This window comes from Xanthomonas albilineans (assembly GCF_002939705.1).
Classification (GTDB): Bacteria; Pseudomonadota; Gammaproteobacteria; order Xanthomonadales; family Xanthomonadaceae; genus Xanthomonas_A; species Xanthomonas_A albilineans.
This window is the reverse complement of record NZ_MDCB01000014.1, coordinates 1-19,813: the sequence shown is the minus strand read 5'-3', so window position 1 is coordinate 19,813 and position 19,813 is coordinate 1. Positions and strand designations below refer to the sequence as shown.

Below are 19,813 nucleotides of genomic sequence, written 5' to 3'. Positions count from 1 at the left end.
AGGGAGGTGGCTCACAGAAGTTTCAACAATTTCGCCAGATCGGCATGCAAGCCGGCCGGGTCGAAACCGGGGGCATAGCGCAGCACGACGAAGCCATTGGGATCGATGACGTAGACCGGCACCCCCGCGGCATCGTGTACCCGCGGCAGCGCGGCCAACAGCGCCGGATCCGCACGCAGCACGCGCACCTGCGGCAGTGTGCGTATCCATGGCGAGGGCGTGCCGATCCACAGGATCTGCACGCGATCGGCGTCGTGGCCGAACAATTGCCAGACCTTGTCCAGTTCGCGCGCCAACGCGTCGCAGGCACTGGCACACTCCGCTGGCGGCGCCAGCGCGATGCGCCACAGACGCTGCTGCGGTCGCCAGGCATAACCGCTGCCATCGGCCAGGAGAGGTTGCAGCACACGCAGATCGGCCGGTGGCGTCAGCAGTTCCCCATGATTGCGGCGCGCTGGCGGCTGCCAGCCGGAAAAGCGCAGCACACCGGCACCCAGCATCGAGCCGAAAAACAGCACGAACAGCGCGACCAACGGCCAGCGGCCGCGCGCGGCCGCCTCACGCGGAATCGGAGGGGAAACAGTCATGCCGGAGATTTTCTCATGCGCGCGCACTCAGCGCCCGTCTCGTCCCCTGCGTCTGCGCCAACTGAGCAATGCGGTCGTGACCAGCACCAGCAGTGCCAGTCCGAACCACTGCACCGCGTAAGCCAGGTGGCGCTCGGGCGGCAGCGTGTTCGGCAACGGGTCCAGATCGCGCGGATAGCCCAGCGGCAGGGCCGGATCCAGGCGCAGCACCTGCGACAAAATGTCGCGGCGGCCGAGCGCCACGCCAATCGCCGCCGGCTCGATCCGCATCGCCAACCAGCGCTGCGGCGACGGCGCCGCGACCAGCGCCGGGCCCAATGTCAGGCCATGCGACGGTGGCGGCCCGAGCAGACCGACCAGCACGTACCGGCCTTGCAGCGGCGCTGGACTCGGTAGGGCGCGGTCGGCAGGCAACGGCAACCAGCCCAGCTCGACCAGCAACGGCACCGACACGCCATCGGGCAGGAACGGCTGATACAGCTTCATCCCACTACGGCCCTGGCGGATCTGGTTATCGAGCAGAATCTGCCCAGGCAGGAAGCGGCCTGCGCCGTGTACCCAGGCCAGCCGCTCAGGTCGGCCCGTGCGCAGCGCATCGGCCAGCGCCTGCGGACGATCGCGCACGTGCGCCGCCTGCGCGAGCAGCGCCTGCTTCTCATGCATGCGCTGCAATTGCCAACGGCCCAGCGCGCAAAATCCCAGCGCCAACGCCAGCGCAACACTCCAGCCCAGCCACAACGGCATGCGCCGGTGCGCGCCCGCACGCGAGGCGGCGGCGAGGGTCATAATGCGGAAACACCATGCGCCGAGACGCCCATGAACGACTCACTGAAAACCCTGCTGATCGTCGCGTTCCTGCTGGTCATCCTATGGAACCTCGGCGCCGGTCTGTACTACCTGTTGGTGGACCGCGGCCAGAGCAAGCGCACGGTGAACGCATTGACCTGGCGCATCGGTTTGTCGGTCTGCCTGATCTTATTGGTGATCTTGGGCATCTACACCGGCACGATCAAGCCGCACGGGCTGGGGCAGTAAGAAGCAGAACAGCTGCCATGCCGCGCGGCACACCATCGCGATCAAGCGATGGGATGCACGGAAAAAGGAACGCATGTCGAAAACCAAACCGCCGTGCCCTAGCGGCCGTTTCGAGACGGTTTGCACCCACGATGCATCGCCATTCGGCAAACTCGCGCCGCTAGAAAATCCGGAACGCCCACATGACGCACATTCTCGCAATCTCGCATAAACCGGCTCGCGATCTCAAAGCACATACACGAACAGGAACAGCGCCAACCACACCACGTCGACAAAGTGCCAATACCAGGCCGCTGCCTCGAAAGCAAAATGATGATCGCGACTGAAGTGCCCGCGCGCCGCGCGCAGCCACATCACCAGCAACATGATCGTTCCCAGCAGCACGTGCGCGCCGTGGAAGCCGGTGAGCATGAAGAAAGTGGAACCATAGATGCCCGATCCCAGCGTGAGATTGAGCTCTTTGTAGGCGTGGATGTATTCCTTGCCCTGGCAATACAGGAACGTACACCCCAGTAACACGGTCAGCGCCTGGAACACCAGAAGGCGCGTGCGCTGCCCCGCCTTGAGCGCATGGTGGGCAATGGTCAGGGTCACTCCGGAGCTGAGCAGGATCAGCGTGTTGATCAATGGCAATCCCCAAGCCTCGATGGTCTGGAAGTGCCCGCCGATCGCCCCTGGCCCGTTGGTCGGCCACGCCGCGGAATACCCGTCCCATAGCAGCGCGTTGGTCATCACGCGATAGCTATCGCCGCCCAGCATCGGCAGGATGAAGGTACGGGTATAGAACAGCGCGCCGAAGAACGCGCCAAAGAACATCACCTCGGAGAAGATGAACCAGACCATCCCCATCCGGAACGACACGTCGACCTGACGGTTGTAGTGCCCGGCGATGGACTCGCGGATCACATCGCCGAACCACATGAACAGTGTCGCCAGCAACATCGCGATGCCAGCGAAGAACGTCCATTGGCCCCAGGCCGCGTCGTTGAGCCAACTGGCCACGCCAATCATCGTCAGAAACATGGCGATGGAACCGATGAACGGCCAACGACTCTGGCTGGGCACGTAATAGGCGGTGGCGTCGGTGCTGGGTTGGGCCATGGCAGGCATTCCGGTCGGGTGTCAGAGAGCTGCGCGTGCGGAACCGGCCAGTCTCGGCGATTGCAGTTCCTTGCTCAGCGCATCGTTCTTGTAGAAGGTGTAGGACAGAGTGATGGTAGTGATGTCGCGCGGCAGGTTGGGATCGACGATGAAGCGTACCGGCATGTCGCGCTGCTCTCCGGCCTGCAAGGTCTGCGCGGTGAAGCAGAAACACTCGGTCTTGGTGAAATAACCGGAGGCGCGTGCCGGCGCCACCGATGGCACCGCGCTGCCGACGATGGCGCGACCGCTTTCGTTGCGTGCGTAGTACAGCGCTTGATTGAGCTGGCCGGGGATCACCTCCATGGTCATCTGCTCCGGATGGAACGACCACGGCAGCTTGGAATTCACCCCGCCATCGAACTGCACCTTGACCGTGCGCTTGTCGACCAGCGGCGCGCGCGCCTGCTGACCTTCGCCCGGACCGCGCTCCAGGCGAATGCCGAACACCTTCTCGCAAGCGATACGGTACAACGGCACCAGCGAAAAGGTCAGCACGAACACGGCAAGCGCCACACCGACCAGCTTGAACAATCCGGCACTGCTGTGCACGTGCGGTGCCGGCGCGTTCATCGGCCCAACACCCCGGAGAGGATGAAGCCGACGTAGATTGCCAGCGCGACCACGCCGACCACCAGGGCGGTACGCGCCGCACGTTTGCGGCGCAGGACCAACTCGTCGAGTGGCGGCTGGGCAGTCATCAGTGGCCGATGTCGTCGTGGGCCAGATCACCGGGCTTGAGCACCGGCGGCAGGGTGAAGGTATGCGCCGGCGCTGGCGACGGCACCGTCCATTCCAGGCCGCGCGCGCCTTCCCACACACGCGCCTGCGCATGCGCGCCGTTGCGCAGCGACGCCAGCAGGATCGAGGCCATCAAAAACGGGGTGACGAACATGCCGAACGCGCCGATTGAACTGACCAGGTTCCAGTCCGCGAACACCACGTTGTAGTCCGGAATACGCCGAGGCATACCGGCCAGACCGAGGAAGTGCTGCGGGAAGAACAGCAGGTTGACGAACAGCATCGTCCACCAGAAATGGAACTTGGCCCAGCTCTCGTTGTACATGCGCCCGGTCCACTTCGGCCACCAGTAGTACACCGCCGCGATCAGCGCGAACACCGCGCCGGTGACCAACACATAATGAAAATGCGCAACCACGAAATACGTATCGTGGTACTGGAAGTCGGCCGGCACGATCGCCAGCATCAGCCCGGAAAAACCACCGATGGTGAACAGGATGACGAACGCCACCGCCCACAGCATCGGCGACTCGAAGCTCATCGCGCCTCGCCACATCGTGCTGATCCAGTTGAATACCTTCACCCCGGTGGGGATGGAGATCAGCATGGTGGCGAACATGAAGTAGATCTCGCCACCCAGCGGCATGCCCACGGTGAACATGTGGTGGGCCCAGACGATGAAGCTCAGGAACGCGATGGCCGCGATCGCATAGACCATCGCCTGGTAACCGAACAGCGGCTTGCGGCTGAAGGTGGGAATAATCTCGCTGATCACGCCGAACGCCGGCAGGATCATGATGTAGACCTCCGGATGCCCAAAGAACCAGAAAATATGCTGGTACATCACCGGATCGCCACCGCCGGCCGCGTTGAAGAACGAAGTGCCGAAGAACTTGTCGGTCAGCAGCATGGTCACCGCGCCGGCCAGCACCGGCATCACCGCGATCAGCAGGAACGCGGTGATCAGCCAGGCCCAGCAGAAGATCGGCATCTTCAGCAGGTAGATGCCCGGCGCGCGCATGTTGAGCACGGTGGCGATGATATTGATCGCCCCCATGATCGAACTGATGCCGGCCACATGGATGGCGAACACCGAGAAGGCCACGTTGTAACCACCCTGCAGCATCAACGGCGGGTACATCGCCCAGCCGGCGGCTGGCGCACCACCGGGCAGGAACAGGGTCAACAGCAGCAAGGTGAACGCCACTGGCAATAGCCAGAACGACCAATTGTTCATGCGTGGCAACGCCATGTCCGGCGCGCCGATTTGCAGTGGGATCATCCAGTTGGCCAAGCCGACGAAGGCCGGCATCACCCCGCCGAAGATCATCACCAGCGCATGCACGGTGGTCATCTGGTTGAAGAACTCGGGCTTGACGAACTGCAACCCCGGCTGCGCCAACTCGGCACGAATCACCACGCTCATCGCTGCACCGATGACGAACATGGTGAAGCTGAAGAGCAGGTACAGCGTGCCGATGTCCTTGTGGTTGGTGGAAAAGAACCAACGCGCGACGAAGCTCTGCGAATGCCCGTGCTCGTCGTGGTGATCGACTGCGGAATGGGCCATGGCGGCTACCTCAGGAAAGGAAGGCTGGGAATCAGGTGGTTTGCACGATCACGTGCGAACCGGGACGAGGACGCGGGCGCGACTGTTGTGCCTGCGGTGGCACCGTCGGCGCCGCCGCATGATCCGGAGCGGACGCGGCTGGAGCGGCTACCGGAGCCAGAGTGGACGCAGGCGCTGGCTTGCGCGACGCCAGCCACTTGCGGAAATCCTGCTTGCTCATCGCCTCGACCACGATCGGCATGAAGCCGTGATCCTTGCCGCAGAGGACGGCACACTGACCACGGTACACCCCCGGCGTGTCGATGCTGGTCCAGGCCTCGTTGACGATCCCGGGAATGGCGTCCTGCTTCCAGCCCAGCGCCGGCACCCACCAGGCATGGATCACATCGTCGGCGGTGATCAGGAAGCGGACCTTGGTGTTCACCGGCAACACCAAGCGGTTGTCCACATCCAGCAGATAGTGCGGATCGTGTTCGACGGTCGGCACCGCGCCGCTCTGCCGCATGCGGTCGGAACTGCGCGCCAGGCGACTGGTGAAGGACACATTCTCGCCCAGGTATTCGTAACGCCACATCCACTGGTAGCCGGTGATCTTCACCGTCATTTCGGCATCGCGGGTGTCGTACATCGCGATCAGCTTGGCCGTGGCCGGCCATGCCATCACGATCAGGATCAACACCGGAATCACCGTCCAGACGATCTCGGCCTTGGTGTTGTGGGTGAACTGCGCCGGCACCACACCCTTGGACTTGCGGAAGGTGAAGAGCGCATACGCCATCGCGCCGAACACCAGCACACCAATCACCACACATACCCACAATGCGAGCATGTGGGCAGCGTAGGCATTGTGCGCGCTCTGGGTGACGCCACGGCCCATGTTGAGCTGCCACGGCTTCGGATCGGCCGCCTGCGCCCACGCCAGCGGCGCGGTCACTACCGCCACCAGCGCCATTCCTGCCTTGATTGCCTGTTGCACCCACCTGCCGCATTGCTTCATTGCCTAGACCCCTTGGCGTGTCATCGGTTGCGGCCAGTCGCGGCCGCCAGCAAGCCTTGCAGGGTCTGCGCCAGTTCGCGGCGCTCGTCGGGACCGAGGAACTCGCCCACCCGAACCTGCTTGCCGCTGGATGCCAGCACCACCCTGTCGTCGCCTTCGATCCGCAACCGCACCCAATGCGGATGGGCGCGGAACGCTGGCGTTCCCGCATTCGGACGGGTCACTTCCACACAAGCCGGACCCACCCGGATATCTTCTTCGCGCTCGCCCACACGCCATGACCAGCGCAGCGCCAGCGCGACCAACATGCTATGCAACAAGGCGAATACAGGCGCGAACACATTACCTGCGAGCCACCCAATCGCTGCCACGGCCCACATCGCCCCGGCGAGCGCAGCGAACAACAAGACGAACTGCCGGGCGTTGAGTGCCCGCGGCGGGCGCAACCGCAGCTGCGCACCCGACCCCTCCGGAGAAAACGGAAACATTTCGATCATGTCGAACCGCGCTTCCGAACCGCCTCGCCTTCAAGTCGCGAGTACCCCTGGATGGTAGCCCTGGGCCTGCCCCGCGGCAAGCGCGGGTGCATCACAAAAAAATGCTGCAATGCAACCAGATCGGCACGCCATGTCGCCCGGCATCACAGCCGTCGACGCTGCCGGCCACACCCAGCCGACGCGGGCACTGACATAAAATGATCGCTTCCATCCCTGGCCTTTCCCGCATGAACGCTCTGTCTGGCGCCGGCTCTCCCTCGACGATGCCATCGGCGTTGCCTTCGCCGCTGCTCGCCCCCGAACTTCCCCCCGCAGCGCACGCCTTGCGCGCCGCGATCACCGCCGCCTGGCTGAAGGACGAAGCCGAACACGTGCGCGAACTGCTCGAACAAGCCCGCCTGCCGACCGCCGACCAGGCCAAGGTACAGGCGCTGGCCGCCGATCTGGTCACTCGCGTGCGCGCCCGTGCGGAGCACCAGGGCGCGATCGAAGCGTTCATGCGCCAGTACGACCTCGGCAGCGAGGAAGGCGTGCTGCTGATGTGCGTGGCCGAAGCGCTGCTGCGCATCCCCGACCAGGACACCGCCGACAAGCTGATCCGCGACAAGCTCGGCGACGCGGACTGGAAGAAGCACATGGGCGAGAGCGATTCGATCCTCGTCAATGCCTCCACCTGGGGATTGATGCTCACCGGCAAGCTGGTACAGATCAACGACCTCACCCGTGCCGACGTGGCCGGCGCATTCAAACGCCTGATCGGCCGCGTCGGCGAGCCGGTGATCCGGCTGGCGGTGCGTCAGGCGATGAAGATCATGGGCCACCAGTTCGTCATGGGCCGCACCATCGGCGAGGCGTTGGCGCGCTCGAAGAAGGGCGACAACGCGCACTACCGCTATTCCTTCGACATGCTCGGCGAAGGCGCGCTGACCATGCGCGACGCACAGCGCTACTTGGATGCCTATCGTCAGGCGATTCACGCCATCGGCACGCACTTCGCCACGCAACGCCAGCGCGACAGCGGCAAGGAGGCGGTGTTCGCCGCGCCCAGCATCTCGATCAAACTCTCCGCGCTATACCCGCGCTACGAGCACGCCAAGCGCGCACGGGTAATGGCCGAGCTGGCGCCGGGGGTGCTGGAGCTGGCGCAGTTGGCCAAGTCCTACGGCATCGGCTACACCGTCGATGCCGAAGAAGCCGACCGTCTGGAACTGTCGTTGGACATCATCGCGGCCACCTTCTCCGATCCATCGCTGGACGGCTGGGAAGGCTACGGCCTGGCGGTGCAGGCGTATCAGAAGCGTACACCGTATACGATCGACTTTCTTGCCGATCTGGCGCGCCGCGTTGGCCGCCGTATTCCGGTGCGCCTGGTCAAGGGCGCTTACTGGGATGCAGAGATCAAGCGCGCGCAGGTCGAGGGCCATTCTGGCTACCCGGTATTCACCCGCAAGCAAAATACCGACGTGTCCTATCTGGCCTGCGCCAAGCGCCTGTTCGCGCACAGCGACGCGCTGTATCCGATGTTCGCCACGCACAACGCGCAGACCATCGCGGCGGTGCGCGCCATCGCCAACGGCAGGGACTACGAGCACCAGAAGCTGCACGGCATGGGCGATGACCTCTACGCCGAGGTCATTCCCGCCGATCGCCTGGGGGTGCCCTGCCGCGTGTACGCGCCGGTCGGCTCGCACGAGGACCTGCTGCCGTATCTGGTGCGGCGCCTGCTCGAAAACGGCGCCAATTCCAGCTTCGTCAATCGCATCACCGACGAGAACGTGGCCATCGAGGAGCTGATCCGCGATCCGATCGAGGCCGTGTCCGCGTTCGCGTCCATCCCGCATCCGAAGATTCCGCTGCCGGTCGACCTGCTGCGCAGCCAGCACCACAACAGGAAAAACTCCATGGGCGTCAACCTCGCCAACGACAACGACCTGCGCGCACTGGCCGATCAACTCAACGCCGCGCTCAAACCCTGGCACGCCGCACCACTGGTGCCCGGCGCGGTGATCGCCAGCGAATCGCTGCCAGTGGCCAATCCGGCCAACCACCGCGAGATCGTCGGCCGCTGGCAGCCAGCCGATGCCGCGAGCGTGGAAAAAGCGCTCGCCAATGCCGTCAACGCACAACCGGCCTGGAACCGCACTCCCGCCGCCAGCCGCGCCACCATCCTCGAACACGCCGCCGACCTGCTGGAAGCGCGGATGCCCGAGTTCATGGCGCTGTGCGTCAAGGAAGCCGGCAAGACCTTGCCCGACGGCGTCGCCGAAGTGCGCGAGGCGGTGGATTTCCTGCGCTACTACGCTGGCCAAGCACGCGCCCAGTTCGGCGCGCCCGAGCGGTTACCGGGGCCGACCGGCGAATCCAACGAACTGCAGTTGCACGGTCGCGGCGTGTTCGTGTGCATCAGTCCCTGGAACTTCCCGTTGGCGATCTTCCTCGGCCAAGTCGCCGCGGCGTTGGCCGCCGGCAACAGCGTCATCGCCAAGCCCGCCGAGCAGACCAACCTGGTCGGTCACGCCGCGGTGAAGTTGCTGCACGAGGCGGGCGTGCCGGAAGCGGTCGTGCAGTTCCTACCAGGCGATGGCGCCACCGTCGGTGCCGCACTCACCCGCGATCCACGCGTGGCCGGTGTCGCCTTCACCGGCTCCACCGAGACCGCCCGCGCGATCAACCGTGCGCTGGCCGCGCGCGAAGCCGCCATCGGCGTGCTGATCGCCGAAACCGGCGGCCAAAACGCCTTCATCGCCGATTCCTCGTCGCTGCCGGAAGCGGTGGTCAAGGATGCAATCGCCAGCGCCTTCATTTCCGCCGGCCAGCGTTGCTCGGCCGCGCGCGTGCTGTTCGTGCAGGACGACATTGCCGACAAGGTGATGACCATGCTGGCGGGTGCGATGGCCGAACTGAAGATCGGCGATCCGGGCCTGCCGTCCACCGATGTCGGCCCGGTCATCGACGCCGACGCGCTGCAACTACTCACCGAGCACGCCGCGCGCATGAACCGCGAAGCACGCTTGATTGCCGTGACCGCCACCGACGACAGCACCGCACACGGCAGTTTCTTCGCACCGCGCGCCTACGAATTGCAATCGCTGGCGCAATTGCAGCGCGAGGTCTTTGGCCCGGTGCTGCACGTGATCCGCTGGAAGGCCGACCAGCTCGACGCGGTGATCGACCAGATCAACGCCACCGGCTACGGCCTGACCCTGGGCGTACACTCGCGCATCGACGAAACCATCGAGCGCATCGCCACGCGTGTGGCGGTCGGCAACGTCTACGTCAACCGCAACCAGATCGGTGCGGTGGTCGGGGTGCAACCCTTCGGTGGCCAGGGGTTATCCGGCACCGGTCCCAAGGCCGGCGGCCCGCACTACCTGCTGCGTTTTGCGACCGAGAAGGTGGTGACCGTCAACACCACCGCCGCCGGTGGCAATGCCTCGCTGCTGACGCTCGGCGATTGAGCGACCCACGGTTGGCGTCGCCAGTCCATGCCGCCTGCACGCAGCGATCGCGGCAAGCGTGCCTGGACAAGACGATCAACCTTGCCTGCCTCGCTTCGCATGGAGCGATGCAGAACCGCACGAGGAGAAGCGAACGTCGCAGAAAAAACCCCGCAGAAGCGGGGCTTTTTCATGATCGGCGCAGCGGTTGCGATCAGAACTTGTAGTTGACCGAGCCCGCCAACACGTTGCCGTTCACGTCGTAATGGCCGACCAGCGTGTTTCCCGTCGCACTGGTGGTGGCGACCCTCGGATCGTTGATGAACAGATGAGTGTAGCCAACGCTGTACTCCACCTGCTGAGACGGCTTCCAAGTCAGACCCAGCGAAGCCCATTTGCGGCTTTGGTCCGGTACGCGCACGTCGCGGTGCTGATCGGTGGTCGGGGTTTGGTCGTAAGCCACACCGCCGCGCAACGTCAGGGTGTCGCTCATGCGGTATTCGGTGCCAAGTGCGACGGAAGTGGTATCGCGGTAGGAGAACAGCAGCGTGTTTTCGGGCTGATTGGAAGCGAAGTCAACGGTGATCTTGTCGAACTTTTTCCAGGCGGTGCGGGTGACGTCGGCCATCACCGTCCACTGCTCGTTGACGTTGTGGGTGAAGCTGGCGGTGGCGCTGGCCGGCAGCTTGACCGTGGCGCGGCCCTTGGTGTCGACAAAGGTGCCCGGCGCAGCAACGGCCAGCACGGTGGCGACATTGCCCCAGACGGTGAAATCGACGTCACCATCGGTGATTTTGTGCTTCACCTGCGACCGGTAGCTGAAACCGATGTGGGTATTCTCATCGACGCTGAACAAGCCGCCCAGAGTGAAGCCGGCCGCGGTGTTGTCGCCCTTGAGACGCGAGAAGCCGTCGACGCTGCCCGGCCTGAAACCCGGCACCCGACGTGAAGCCAGGATGGTGCCGAAATCGATGGCGTTGGTCAGATCGATGTTCAAACGCTCGGCGAACACCGATGCGCCGAAGGATACGTACGGATTGACGTCGTAGGAGAAAGCGGCGTTCAAGTCGATCGTCTGCAATTCGGTCTTGACACCGTTGTAGCGACCAACCCAATCGCGGTCGTATTGGGTCTTGAAACCGAATGGCACCGTCAGCGAGGTGCCGAAATGCATGTTGTTGTCTGCGCCGAACGGCATGTGGAAGTAGAACGCCGGGACCGGGGCGATCATGCCGGCGTCGCCGCCATTGCCACCAGAGATCGGCGCACCGTTGGCATAGGTACCGCCGTTGCCCCGGTACTTGGCGGAGAACTGAATGGCGCTGACGTCGGCCTGGAACACCGAGCCATCGAGTTGGCGCATGCCCGCCGGATTCACGGCGATGATGGAAGCGTCGTCAGGCGCACTCCCGGCACCGGCGAAAGCACGACCAAGTCCCTTGGCGCTGTTTTCCTTGAGCTGAAATGCGGCGCCATGTGCCTGACCCATGGTCAGTGCACCGACGATACCCACGGCCAGTGCAGTGAAACGGACGAACTGGGTTGCGTTTTGCATGGATCTTCTCTCCGGACTAAAGGGAAATCTGTGTTCGCGCCTGCGCATTGCTGGCCTGAGAAGCCGGACGATGCATCCTGGCCCCCTCCGGACATACCGCGCGTTATGCTGCATAACGCCTTGCTTTAACTTAACTATAACAATATTCCGCATGAACAACATGCTCCGTTCAGGTTCGTATGGAGCCCGCCTATGTCCTGTCGTATGAAGCCCGGTATCTTTGCCATCCGAAGCTTTCCGGTATTCGCATGTTCGTCTCCATCCCCACTCGCGAACGGACCAAGCTGCGCTGGGCCGCGCCGCTGCTATTGGCAGCGATATGGCTCGCCTTCCTGTGGTCCATCAATCTCCCCAATGAAGCCCGCGCGACGTTGTGGCTGGACTGGGGCGCGCTGTCGACCGGCGTCAGCCCGCGCGACTGGCTGGCAACCCTGCATGACGGCAGCGTGCTGCGCCTGTTCACCGCACTGTTCCTGCATGCCGACTGGTCGCACCTGCTCGGCAACCTGGTGTTCCTGCTGATCTTCGGCCTGCCCACCGAACGTGTGCTGGGCCCGTGGCGCTTCCTGCTACTGTTCCTGAGCGGAGGTGCGATCTCCAACCTAGCCGCCGTATTCGCGATAGACACCCCGGATCGGGTCATCATCGGCGCCAGCGGCGCGGTCTCTGCCCTGATCGGCACCTATCTGGCACTGTTCCCGCGCGCCAAGCTCGGCGTGGTCCTGCCTCTCGGGCTGTTCCTGGAGTTCGTCCGTGCTCCCGCCTCGCTGCTGATCGGTACATGGGTCGCATTGCAGGTAGTGTTCGCCTACATCGGCCCGGCATTCGGCATGGTGGCATGGTCGGCGCACCTGACCGGCTTCGCCTTCGGCATCGGTTACGGGTTGTACGTGCGCGCTACGCCGGACAAGCGCAACGCCTTCTGAGCCTGGTCCGGCGACAGTGGCGTCTTATACTGCGGGCATGTTCAAACACCTCTACAAAGTGACCTTCCTCAACCACGGCAAGGTCTACGAACTGTATGCACAGCACGTCGGCAGCAGCCATCTGTGGGGATTCACCGAAATCGGCGCGCTGCTGTTCGATGTGCACGATGGTTTGGTGATCGATCCCACCGAGGAACGACTGCGCGAAGAGTTCGGCAACACCAAGACGTTGCACCTGCCGATGCAGAGCATCGTGCGGATCGAACAGGTGGAAAAGAAGGGCCCGTCGGCGATCCGCGAGGCGGCCACCGGCGAAAAGGTGGTCACGCCATTCCCGATGCCCGGCAAACCACGCTGATCCGATGCACATCCTGGTCGCCGACGATTATCAGGATGCGGTACGGCACCTGTCATGCTTCCGTCGGCTGCTGGGGCATCGCGTGCAAGTACTGACCGCGCCGTCGCCCGATCCCGATACCCTCGTTCGCCACGCTGGCGAGGCCGAGGCGCTGGTGCTGATCCGCGAGCGCACCCGCATCGATACCGCGCTGCTGGCGCGGCTGCCTTCCCTGCGCCTGATCAGCCAGACCGGCAGGATCGGCGAGCACATCGACCTGGCCGCGTGCACCACACGCGGCGTCGCTGTCGCCGAAGGTGTCGGTTCGCCGGTGGCGCCAGCAGAACTGACCTGGGCGCTCCTGATGGCGGCCAGCCGGCGCCTACCTGCATACCGCGACGCATTGCTGACTGGGCGCTGGCAGGCCACCGGCGATGCTGGCCTGGGCCGCAGCCTGGAAGGACTGACCCTGGGCGTGTGGAGCTACGGCAAGATTGGGCGTCGCGTCGCCGCTTACGGCCGTGCATTCGGCATGCGCGTGCAGGTCTGGGGTGGCGAGGATACCTGCGCGCATGCGCGCGCCGACGGTTTCGAGATCGCCGCCAGCCGCGCCGCCCTGTTCGCCGACAGCGACGTGCTCAGCCTGCACCGTCGCCTGGTCGCGGCCACCCGCCACCAAATTGTGTTGGACGATCTGCTGCGCATGAAGCCCGATGCGCTGTTGGTCAACACCAGCCGTGCCGAGCTGCTCGCCCCCGGCGTACTGCTGGCGGCGCTGGCGGCCGGACATCCGGGACAGGCAGCGCTGGACGTGTTCGAACAGGAACCGCTTCTGGATCCGCAGCACCCGCTGCTACGGCATCCGCAGGTGCTGGCGACACCGCACCTGGGCTACGTCGAGCAGTCCAGCTACGAACTGTACTTCGGCGCTGCCTTCGACAACGTGCTGGCCTTCGCCGCAGGGGCACCGCAGCATCTCGCCAATCCCGAGGTGCTGACGCAGGGCTAATCGGCAGGGCGATACCGACGCCTGCACGGGGGACGGCCACGCGGCGCCACTGGCTCAGTAACCGGGCGTCGGCGCTACTGGCTCAGGTTTTTCGGGTTCGGTCTTGCCGTGCGCAGGCGTCTGCGACGCCGACTTGGTCGAGGGTGTACCCGGTTTGTGCGCCGGTGCCGCCGTCGGCTTGGATTTCGACTTGACCGGCTTGGCTGCGGCGGCCCTGGCCACCGCGCCAGGCTGTTTCAGTTCGGCAAGCGCCTGCGCGATCGGCGCATCGCCCGGCAGCGGGTCGCCGGCACTGTACCCCTCGGCCCCCTCGTCGTCGCCGCGCAGATGACCCGGCAACGTGGCTTCGCTGTAGTCCGCAATCGCCGCCGGCTTGTCCGCATCCTCCGCCTCGCCTTCAGGGTGCAACACCACATCGGGGACGATGCCGCTGGCCTGGATCGACTTGCCACTGGGGGTGTAATAGCGTGCCGTGGTCAGCTTGACCGAATCGCCGTTGTCCAGCGGCAGCACGGTCTGTACCGAGCCTTTGCCGAAGGTGCGGCTGCCGACGATGCGTGCGCGCTTGTTGTCGCGCAGCGCGCCAGCGAGCACTTCCGAGGCACTGGCCGATCCAGCGTCCACCAGCACCACCATCGGTGCGCCGTTGAGCAGATCGCCGGGGGTGGCATCGAACTTGGAATCGCTGACCGAGATGCGCCCGCGCGTGCTGACGATGGTGCCCTTGTCGAGCAGGTCGTCGGCCACCTGGACCGCTGCGGTCAGCAGTCCGCCGGGATTGCTGCGTAGATCCAGCACCAGGCCACGCAGTTTGCCGCCCGCCTTAGCAAGCAACTGCTGTAGCTGCTTGCGGAAATCCGAGCCGGTATCGGCCTGGAAGGTGCTGATGCGGATGTAGCCGTAGCCCGGCTCCAGCATGCGGCTGCGCACGCTGGCCACGCGGATGGTCTGCCGGGTCAACGTTACGTCGAAGGGTTTATTCACCTTGTCGCGCTCGATGGTCAACACGACCTTGCTGCCCGACTGGCCACGCAATGGTTCCATCGCCTTGATCGCACTGATCGGCTTGCCGTCGATGGCGATAATGATGTCGCCCGAGCGCAGGCCGGCGCGCGCGGCCGGGGTGTCGTCGATCGGCGACACAACCTTGAGGGTGTTATCCGGCAGCTGCAGCAATTCCACGCCAATGCCATCGTAGGCACCGCTGGTCTGCTCATCAAAGGCTTCGGCGTCTTCTTTGCTGAAATAGGTACTGTGCGGATCGAGATCGAGCAACAGGCCACGGATCGCAGACTGCATCAGTTTCTTGTCGTCGACAGGATCGACGTAGGCTTCCTTCACCGCGTTGTAGACCGCGACATAGCGGCGGATTTCGTCCAGCGGCACCTTCGACGCGGCCGACTCGGTGGCATCGGGATCATCGGCGCTGGCCGCCGGTGCCGTGGATGTCTGCGTGGCGGCATGCTGCGCCATCAGTGGCAGCGGCGCCAGAGCAAGCAACAGGGCTACGGACAGGACTACGCGCATGAAGCACTCCGATTGGGGAAGGCCTGCGCCATCCGCGGCACAGTGACCACAATTATGCGCGAAATCACCCTGGATTCGCGTTGACCCGCAGTGCGATGCTGCAGTTCAGCGTCGCTGCAGCCACGACGCCGGATCCACCGGCTGGCCGTTGTGACGCAATTCGAAGTACAACGCCGGGCGCCCCTGACCGCCGGAGTTACCGACCTTGGCCACCGGATCCCCACGTTTGACCCGGTCGCCGGCATCGCGCAACAAGGTGTCGTTGTGCGCGTACAGGCTCATGTAGCCGTTGCCATGGTCCACGATCAGGATCATGCCGTAACCGGTCATCCACTCCGAGAACACCACCGTGCCATCGGCCACCGCCGTGATGGTACTGCCGGCTGGCGCAGCGATCAGCACACCGTTGCTGGTGCGTCCATCGGGCAGCCGGCCGCCGTAACGCGCGAGCAGATCGCCGGACAATGGCCAGCCAAGCCCACCGACCTTCAACGGTGGTGCCGAGGCCACCACCTTGGGCGGGACCTTGCCGCCACCGTGCGGGTTATTGCCCGCCTTGGCCTGCGCGGCCTGTTCGGCCGCTGCACGCCTGGCCGCGGCACGCCGCTCGGCCTCGGCACGCGCAGCGGCCGCGCGCAGATTGGCTAGCAGGGTCTCCAGGGCCTTCGCGTCCTGGCCGAGCGCTTTCTCGCGCTCGCTACGATCCTGATAACGCTGATCCAGTTCCGACACCACGCTGGCGCGCTGCTTGCGGTCACGCTGCAATGCGGCCGCCTGCTCTTGCTGACGACGCTGCGCTTCGCTCAGCTGCTGCCGCTGCTGCGCGACATCGCGCTGCACCTGTTCGAGTGCCTGCAATTCGTGGGTCAAGCTGGCGATGCGTTGCGCACGTTCGCTCTGCAGATACCGGTGATAGGTCAGTAGCCGGTTGGCATCGGCCACGCGATCCTGCGCCAGCAAGAGCTTCAACGGTGCATTATCACCGATGGCATAGGCGGCACGCAGCCATTGCGCCAATTCGGCGCGCTGGCGGGTCAAACTGGCGCGCAATGCATCGCGTTTGTGCTCCAGTTCGGCCAGGGTCTGCTGATGCTGACGCAGTGCCTGCTGGGTCTGTGCCAGGCTACGTCCGCTGGCGGCGACCTTTTCGTCGGCGTCACGCAACTGCCTTGCGGCGTCGCCGCGCTTACCCTCCAACTGATGCCGCTCCTCGGCCACGCTCTTCAATTCACCGCGTACTTTCTCCAGACGGCGCTCGGCGTCGCGTGGGTTCTGTGCAGCAACCAGGCCCACAGCCAGCAAAAGTACCGCCGCCGTCACAAAACGTATCGCCCTATGCCGCTGCCCGCCAGCATAGCCCCACGCCGCACCGAGCGAAGCGGAGCGCGAATAAACGGAAGTGGCTGCGGGCAAGGTTGGATCCAGTGACTTCAGGCAGGTGTGGATTGTAGCGAAGCGTGTTGTGATGCCCACACAATTGGTCGCTGCCGGATAGCCGGTGTTGGGGGAGGTTGAAAATGAAGCGGATGCATCCGGTGATACTGTTGGCCATGGCCCTAACGGCCGGCTCCGCGCTGGCGGCCGACGACATCAGCAAGGTCAACGGCAGCATCACGGCTATCGCCGGCAAGCAATACGGCAACCTGGACATCGTCAACGGCAACATCAGCGTCGAACACAACGCACACGTAGGCAATGTGGAGACGGTCAACGGCGATGTCAGAATTGCCGATAACGCCAAGACCCAAAGTTTGTCCACAGTCAACGGTGGCATCAACATCGGCGAACATGCGCAAATCGGTGGCTCCATCAAAACGGTCAACGGCAGCATTTTCGTCAATAGCGGCGGGCGCGTCAGCGGCGGGATCGAGAGCGTCAACGGCAGCATCGGCGTGATCGCCATACAACTGGATCGCGGCATCGAGACCGTCAACGGCGACATCACCGTAGGCCATGACGCACATCTCGGCGGCGGAATCACGATCAACAAGCCAAGCTTCAGCATGTCGTTCAACCCCACACGCACGCCGCGTGTCATCGTTGGACCACATGCGGTGATCGACGGTCCGCTGAGGTTCGAGCGCAAGGTCACGCTGTACGTCCACCGCAGCGCCAAGATCGGGCCGATCAGCGGCGCCACCGCACAATCGTTCGACACCGACACTGCACCGAAAAACTAAGCCGAACGCCTCGGGGGCGCGAGGCGTGGACATGCGGCTTGCTTATAGAATTCGGAAGTTACCTCGACACCAGAAGCCCGCATGTCCCGTATGCTCGTGTTGTGCTTGGCTGCAGCGGCGGCATCGAAGCCGGGCGGCGCGCGTCCGCAGCCTACGCCAAGCGTTACCATACGCCGGCCGACGAATACGATTCGACACTTTGGAAACTCGATGGTGTGATGGAAGACCTGCAAGCGGTGTATGCAGTCGGCACGGCATTGGGAAGCGGCGGCATCTGGCCGAACTGGTATCCGAACAATCCATTCAAAGCATCCCGGGACAAGATGATCAAAAAAAGCAAGCCGGCCGCGTCGGCCTCCGGCACCTGATCGATTGCTGCCCGCCTTCAAGGTTCCGCGCTATCAGCGTGCCTGGGTAGGGTGCTGATATAGACAGGCGGCGACAGCTGCAACGACCGCATCAGCCATGCTGATCTTCGGATTTTCGTCCATCCCCATTCGCTGAATTCGGCCACTGCGCCATAGCCGTCGTCCCTGCCTCCTGTGAACCGACGGCGCTCTCGCGGATGCGTCCCCCTGCCGATCAAGCGAATGTCATGGTCTCTACGAAAAAGCTCAGGCCACCCACCCGGATCTCATTGGCATGGCTTAACCTGCTGGCGCGACATCACGCTGCGAGCTTGGCTTTCGGCAGGCTAGCCATGTCGATGACGAAGCGATACTTCACATCGCCCCGGAGCATACGCTCATACGCTTCATTGATCTGCGCCATCTCGATCATCTCGATATCGGACACGATCCCGTGCTTCGCACAAAAATCCAGCATCTCCTGGGTCTGGCGAATGCCGCCAATCAATGAGCCGGCCAACTGGCGACGCTTCATGATCAGGTTGAAGACTCCAGGGGAGGGATGCGACTCGGCCGGCGCGCCAACCAGAGTCATGGTGCCATCGCGCTTGAGCAAGTTCAGGAAAGCATCCAGATCGTGCGGGGCCGCCACCGTGTTAAGGATGAAATCGAAACTGTTGGCATGGGCAGCCATTTCTTCCGCGTTCTTGGATATCACGACGTCGTCGGCACCGAGACGCCGCGCGTCGTCGCGCTTGCCCGCCGAGGTGGTGAATAGCACCACGTGCGCACCCATCGCATGCGCGATCTTTACGCCCATGTGTCCGAGCCCCCCAAGGCCGACGATGCCAACCTTCTTGCCTGGCCCGACCTTCCAATGATTCAGCGGCGAATATGTGGTGATGCCTGCACACAGCAGCGGTGCCACAGCCGCGAGATGTTGTGCGCCGTGGCGGATGTGGAGCACATACTTTTGGTCGACCACGATGTGATCCGAATAGCCACCATAGGTGTTTTCGCCACCGAACATCGGACCGTTGTAGGTGCCCACGAAACCGTTCTCGCAGTACTGCTCCTCGCCATCGGCACAAGAAGCACAATGGCGGCAGCTGTCGACCATGCAACCGACACCCGCCAGATCACCAACCTTGAACCCATCGACCTGATGACCCACCGCCGTAACGCGCCCGACGATTTCATGGCCCGGCACGGACGGGTACTGGGTGTTATGCCATTCGTTGCGAGCAGTGTGCAAATCGGAATGGCAGACCCCACAGTAAAGGATCTCGATGCGGACATCCTGGGCGCCAACCACACGACGCTCGAACGCGTAAGGGATCAGCGGCTGATCGGATGCCAGGGCAGCGTATCCATTGGCTTGGCTCATGCGAAAGCCCTCGTGTTCAGTGGAAAGGAACGGCAAAACACATCGCTCGATACAAGTACTTCCCCATCAAGCGACTACCGGATTCTGCTCAGTCTAAGGGGGATGGCATGAAAAGCACCCATCATCGGTTAGAACGCTGCGATGCGCATTCTCTGAGATGGATTTCATGATCTTTGCGGTGGACGTGCTCAATGAAGAAAGCATCTGACGCATGCCGGCTCAACACCGCATGGTTCTAGCTAGCCACCCCACATCCGTTGCTGAGCGGTGTTTCGCAGCCTCTGCGGTGCGGCCAATGTCATGTATCCCCCAGCCCAAGAGTGCCGCTGTGGAGGCAGCATGCGGGATATGGGCTTGGAGGTTTTGGTATGGACGCCTCACAGGAAACCCGGCCGCTACTCAGGGCGGGGAGACGTCGCAAGCACGTGTCTTATCAGCATTGTGGAGCATTTGGCTTTTGATGGTGCAATAAAAAATCCCCGTCTTTTAGGGACGGGGATTAGGGGTGAAGCCCCTGGCGATGACCTACTCTCGCATGGCT

General features: G+C 63.7%; 19 protein-coding genes. 7 read left to right on the top strand and 12 right to left on the bottom strand.

The features are described from left to right. Window positions 1–11: 11 nt before the first annotated feature. A complete protein-coding gene (locus XalbCFBP2523_RS12405; RefSeq protein ID WP_012914960.1) occupies window positions 12–587 on the bottom strand; it encodes a hypothetical protein in 576 nt (191 codons plus the stop codon). Window positions 588–614: 27 nt separating this feature from the next. After that, window positions 615–1,373 (bottom strand): SURF1 family protein, encoded by a 759-nt coding sequence (locus XalbCFBP2523_RS12400; protein WP_012914959.1) that lies wholly within the window; start codon window positions 1,371–1,373, stop codon window positions 615–617. 30 nt (window positions 1,374–1,403) lie between these two features. Between XalbCFBP2523_RS12400 and XalbCFBP2523_RS12395 the strand changes: the two genes are divergently transcribed. Next, window positions 1,404–1,622, top strand: a complete 219-nt coding sequence (locus XalbCFBP2523_RS12395; RefSeq protein ID WP_012914958.1) for a twin transmembrane helix small protein — start codon at window positions 1,404–1,406, stop codon at window positions 1,620–1,622. Window positions 1,623–1,847: 225 nt separating this feature from the next. Here the strand turns inward: XalbCFBP2523_RS12395 and XalbCFBP2523_RS12390 are convergent, their stop codons facing one another. The 6 genes from XalbCFBP2523_RS12390 to XalbCFBP2523_RS12370 all read right to left on the bottom strand — a co-directional run bounded on the left by XalbCFBP2523_RS12390 (window position 1,848) and on the right by XalbCFBP2523_RS12370 (window position 6,567). Beyond that, window positions 1,848–2,723 carry a cytochrome c oxidase subunit 3 gene (locus XalbCFBP2523_RS12390; RefSeq protein ID WP_045765207.1) on the bottom strand — a complete coding sequence of 292 codons (876 nt, stop codon included), beginning with the start codon at window positions 2,721–2,723 and terminating at the stop codon, window positions 1,848–1,850. Between the two features lie 21 nt (window positions 2,724–2,744). Beyond that, window positions 2,745–3,335, bottom strand: coding sequence for a cytochrome c oxidase assembly protein (locus tag XalbCFBP2523_RS12385; RefSeq protein ID WP_012914956.1), 591 nt, complete (start codon window positions 3,333–3,335; stop codon window positions 2,745–2,747). Continuing rightward, complete coding sequence (locus XalbCFBP2523_RS17350; protein WP_012914955.1) at window positions 3,332–3,463, bottom strand: hypothetical protein; 132 nt, start codon at window positions 3,461–3,463, stop codon at window positions 3,332–3,334. The genes XalbCFBP2523_RS12385 and XalbCFBP2523_RS17350 overlap by 4 nt, the downstream gene beginning before the upstream one ends. After that, the gene (gene ctaD, locus XalbCFBP2523_RS12380; RefSeq protein ID WP_012914954.1) at window positions 3,463–5,073 is read right to left on the bottom strand and encodes a cytochrome c oxidase subunit I; all 1,611 of its coding nucleotides are present in this window, start codon (window positions 5,071–5,073) and stop codon (window positions 3,463–3,465) included. Before ctaD ends, XalbCFBP2523_RS17350 begins: the two co-directional genes overlap by 1 nt. A 31-nt stretch (window positions 5,074–5,104) precedes the next feature. Further along, a complete protein-coding gene (gene coxB, locus XalbCFBP2523_RS12375) occupies window positions 5,105–6,025 on the bottom strand; it encodes a cytochrome c oxidase subunit II (protein WP_407071000.1) in 921 nt (306 codons plus the stop codon). A 65-nt stretch (window positions 6,026–6,090) separates the two neighbouring features. After that, a complete protein-coding gene (locus tag XalbCFBP2523_RS12370) occupies window positions 6,091–6,567 on the bottom strand; it encodes a DUF2244 domain-containing protein (RefSeq protein ID WP_012914952.1) in 477 nt (158 codons plus the stop codon). A gap of 227 nt (window positions 6,568–6,794) precedes the next feature. Between XalbCFBP2523_RS12370 and putA the strand changes: the two genes are divergently transcribed. Next, a complete protein-coding gene (gene putA / locus XalbCFBP2523_RS12365) occupies window positions 6,795–10,025 on the top strand; it encodes a bifunctional proline dehydrogenase/L-glutamate gamma-semialdehyde dehydrogenase PutA (protein WP_045765205.1) in 3,231 nt (1,076 codons plus the stop codon). 193 nt (window positions 10,026–10,218) lie between these two features. Here putA and XalbCFBP2523_RS12360 read toward each other — a convergent pair whose 3' ends face one another. Continuing rightward, a complete protein-coding gene (locus XalbCFBP2523_RS12360) occupies window positions 10,219–11,559 on the bottom strand; it encodes an outer membrane protein transport protein (RefSeq protein WP_045765204.1) in 1,341 nt (446 codons plus the stop codon). 248 nt (window positions 11,560–11,807) lie between these two features. Between XalbCFBP2523_RS12360 and XalbCFBP2523_RS12355 the strand changes: the two genes are divergently transcribed. The 3 genes from XalbCFBP2523_RS12355 to XalbCFBP2523_RS12345 are packed head-to-tail and all read left to right on the top strand — an operon-like array spanning window position 11,808 to window position 13,831. Then, on the top strand, window positions 11,808–12,485 hold the full coding sequence (locus XalbCFBP2523_RS12355) for a rhomboid family intramembrane serine protease (RefSeq protein ID WP_045765203.1): 678 nt from the start codon (window positions 11,808–11,810) through the stop codon (window positions 12,483–12,485). 37 nt (window positions 12,486–12,522) lie between these two features. Next, window positions 12,523–12,843: a DUF1820 family protein gene (locus tag XalbCFBP2523_RS12350; RefSeq protein WP_045756693.1), complete on the top strand. Its 321-nt coding sequence runs from the start codon at window positions 12,523–12,525 to the stop codon at window positions 12,841–12,843. A 4-nt stretch (window positions 12,844–12,847) separates the two neighbouring features. Beyond that, window positions 12,848–13,831, top strand: coding sequence for a D-2-hydroxyacid dehydrogenase family protein (locus tag XalbCFBP2523_RS12345; protein ID WP_045765202.1), 984 nt, complete (start codon window positions 12,848–12,850; stop codon window positions 13,829–13,831). A 54-nt stretch (window positions 13,832–13,885) separates the two neighbouring features. Here the strand turns inward: XalbCFBP2523_RS12345 and XalbCFBP2523_RS12340 are convergent, their stop codons facing one another. Further along, on the bottom strand, window positions 13,886–15,358 hold the full coding sequence (locus XalbCFBP2523_RS12340) for a S41 family peptidase (RefSeq protein ID WP_045765201.1): 1,473 nt from the start codon (window positions 15,356–15,358) through the stop codon (window positions 13,886–13,888). A gap of 105 nt (window positions 15,359–15,463) precedes the next feature. Further along, window positions 15,464–16,660, bottom strand: coding sequence for a murein hydrolase activator EnvC family protein (locus tag XalbCFBP2523_RS12335; protein ID WP_430523482.1), 1,197 nt, complete (start codon window positions 16,658–16,660; stop codon window positions 15,464–15,466). Between the two features lie 215 nt (window positions 16,661–16,875). Here XalbCFBP2523_RS12335 and XalbCFBP2523_RS12330 point away from each other — a divergent pair, with 215 nt between their 5' ends. Both XalbCFBP2523_RS12330 and XalbCFBP2523_RS12325 read left to right on the top strand, forming a co-directional pair. After that, entirely contained in the window at window positions 16,876–17,538 is a 663-nt protein-coding gene (locus tag XalbCFBP2523_RS12330; protein WP_045765200.1) for a DUF4097 family beta strand repeat-containing protein, read from the top strand. A 38-nt stretch (window positions 17,539–17,576) separates the two neighbouring features. Beyond that, a complete protein-coding gene (locus tag XalbCFBP2523_RS12325; RefSeq protein ID WP_249027728.1) occupies window positions 17,577–17,906 on the top strand; it encodes a zinc-binding metallopeptidase family protein in 330 nt (109 codons plus the stop codon). Window positions 17,907–18,204: 298 nt separating this feature from the next. Here XalbCFBP2523_RS12325 and XalbCFBP2523_RS12320 read toward each other — a convergent pair whose 3' ends face one another. Then, on the bottom strand, window positions 18,205–19,272 hold the full coding sequence (locus XalbCFBP2523_RS12320; protein ID WP_045765198.1) for an NAD(P)-dependent alcohol dehydrogenase: 1,068 nt from the start codon (window positions 19,270–19,272) through the stop codon (window positions 18,205–18,207). Window positions 19,273–19,813: the final 541 nt, after the last annotated feature.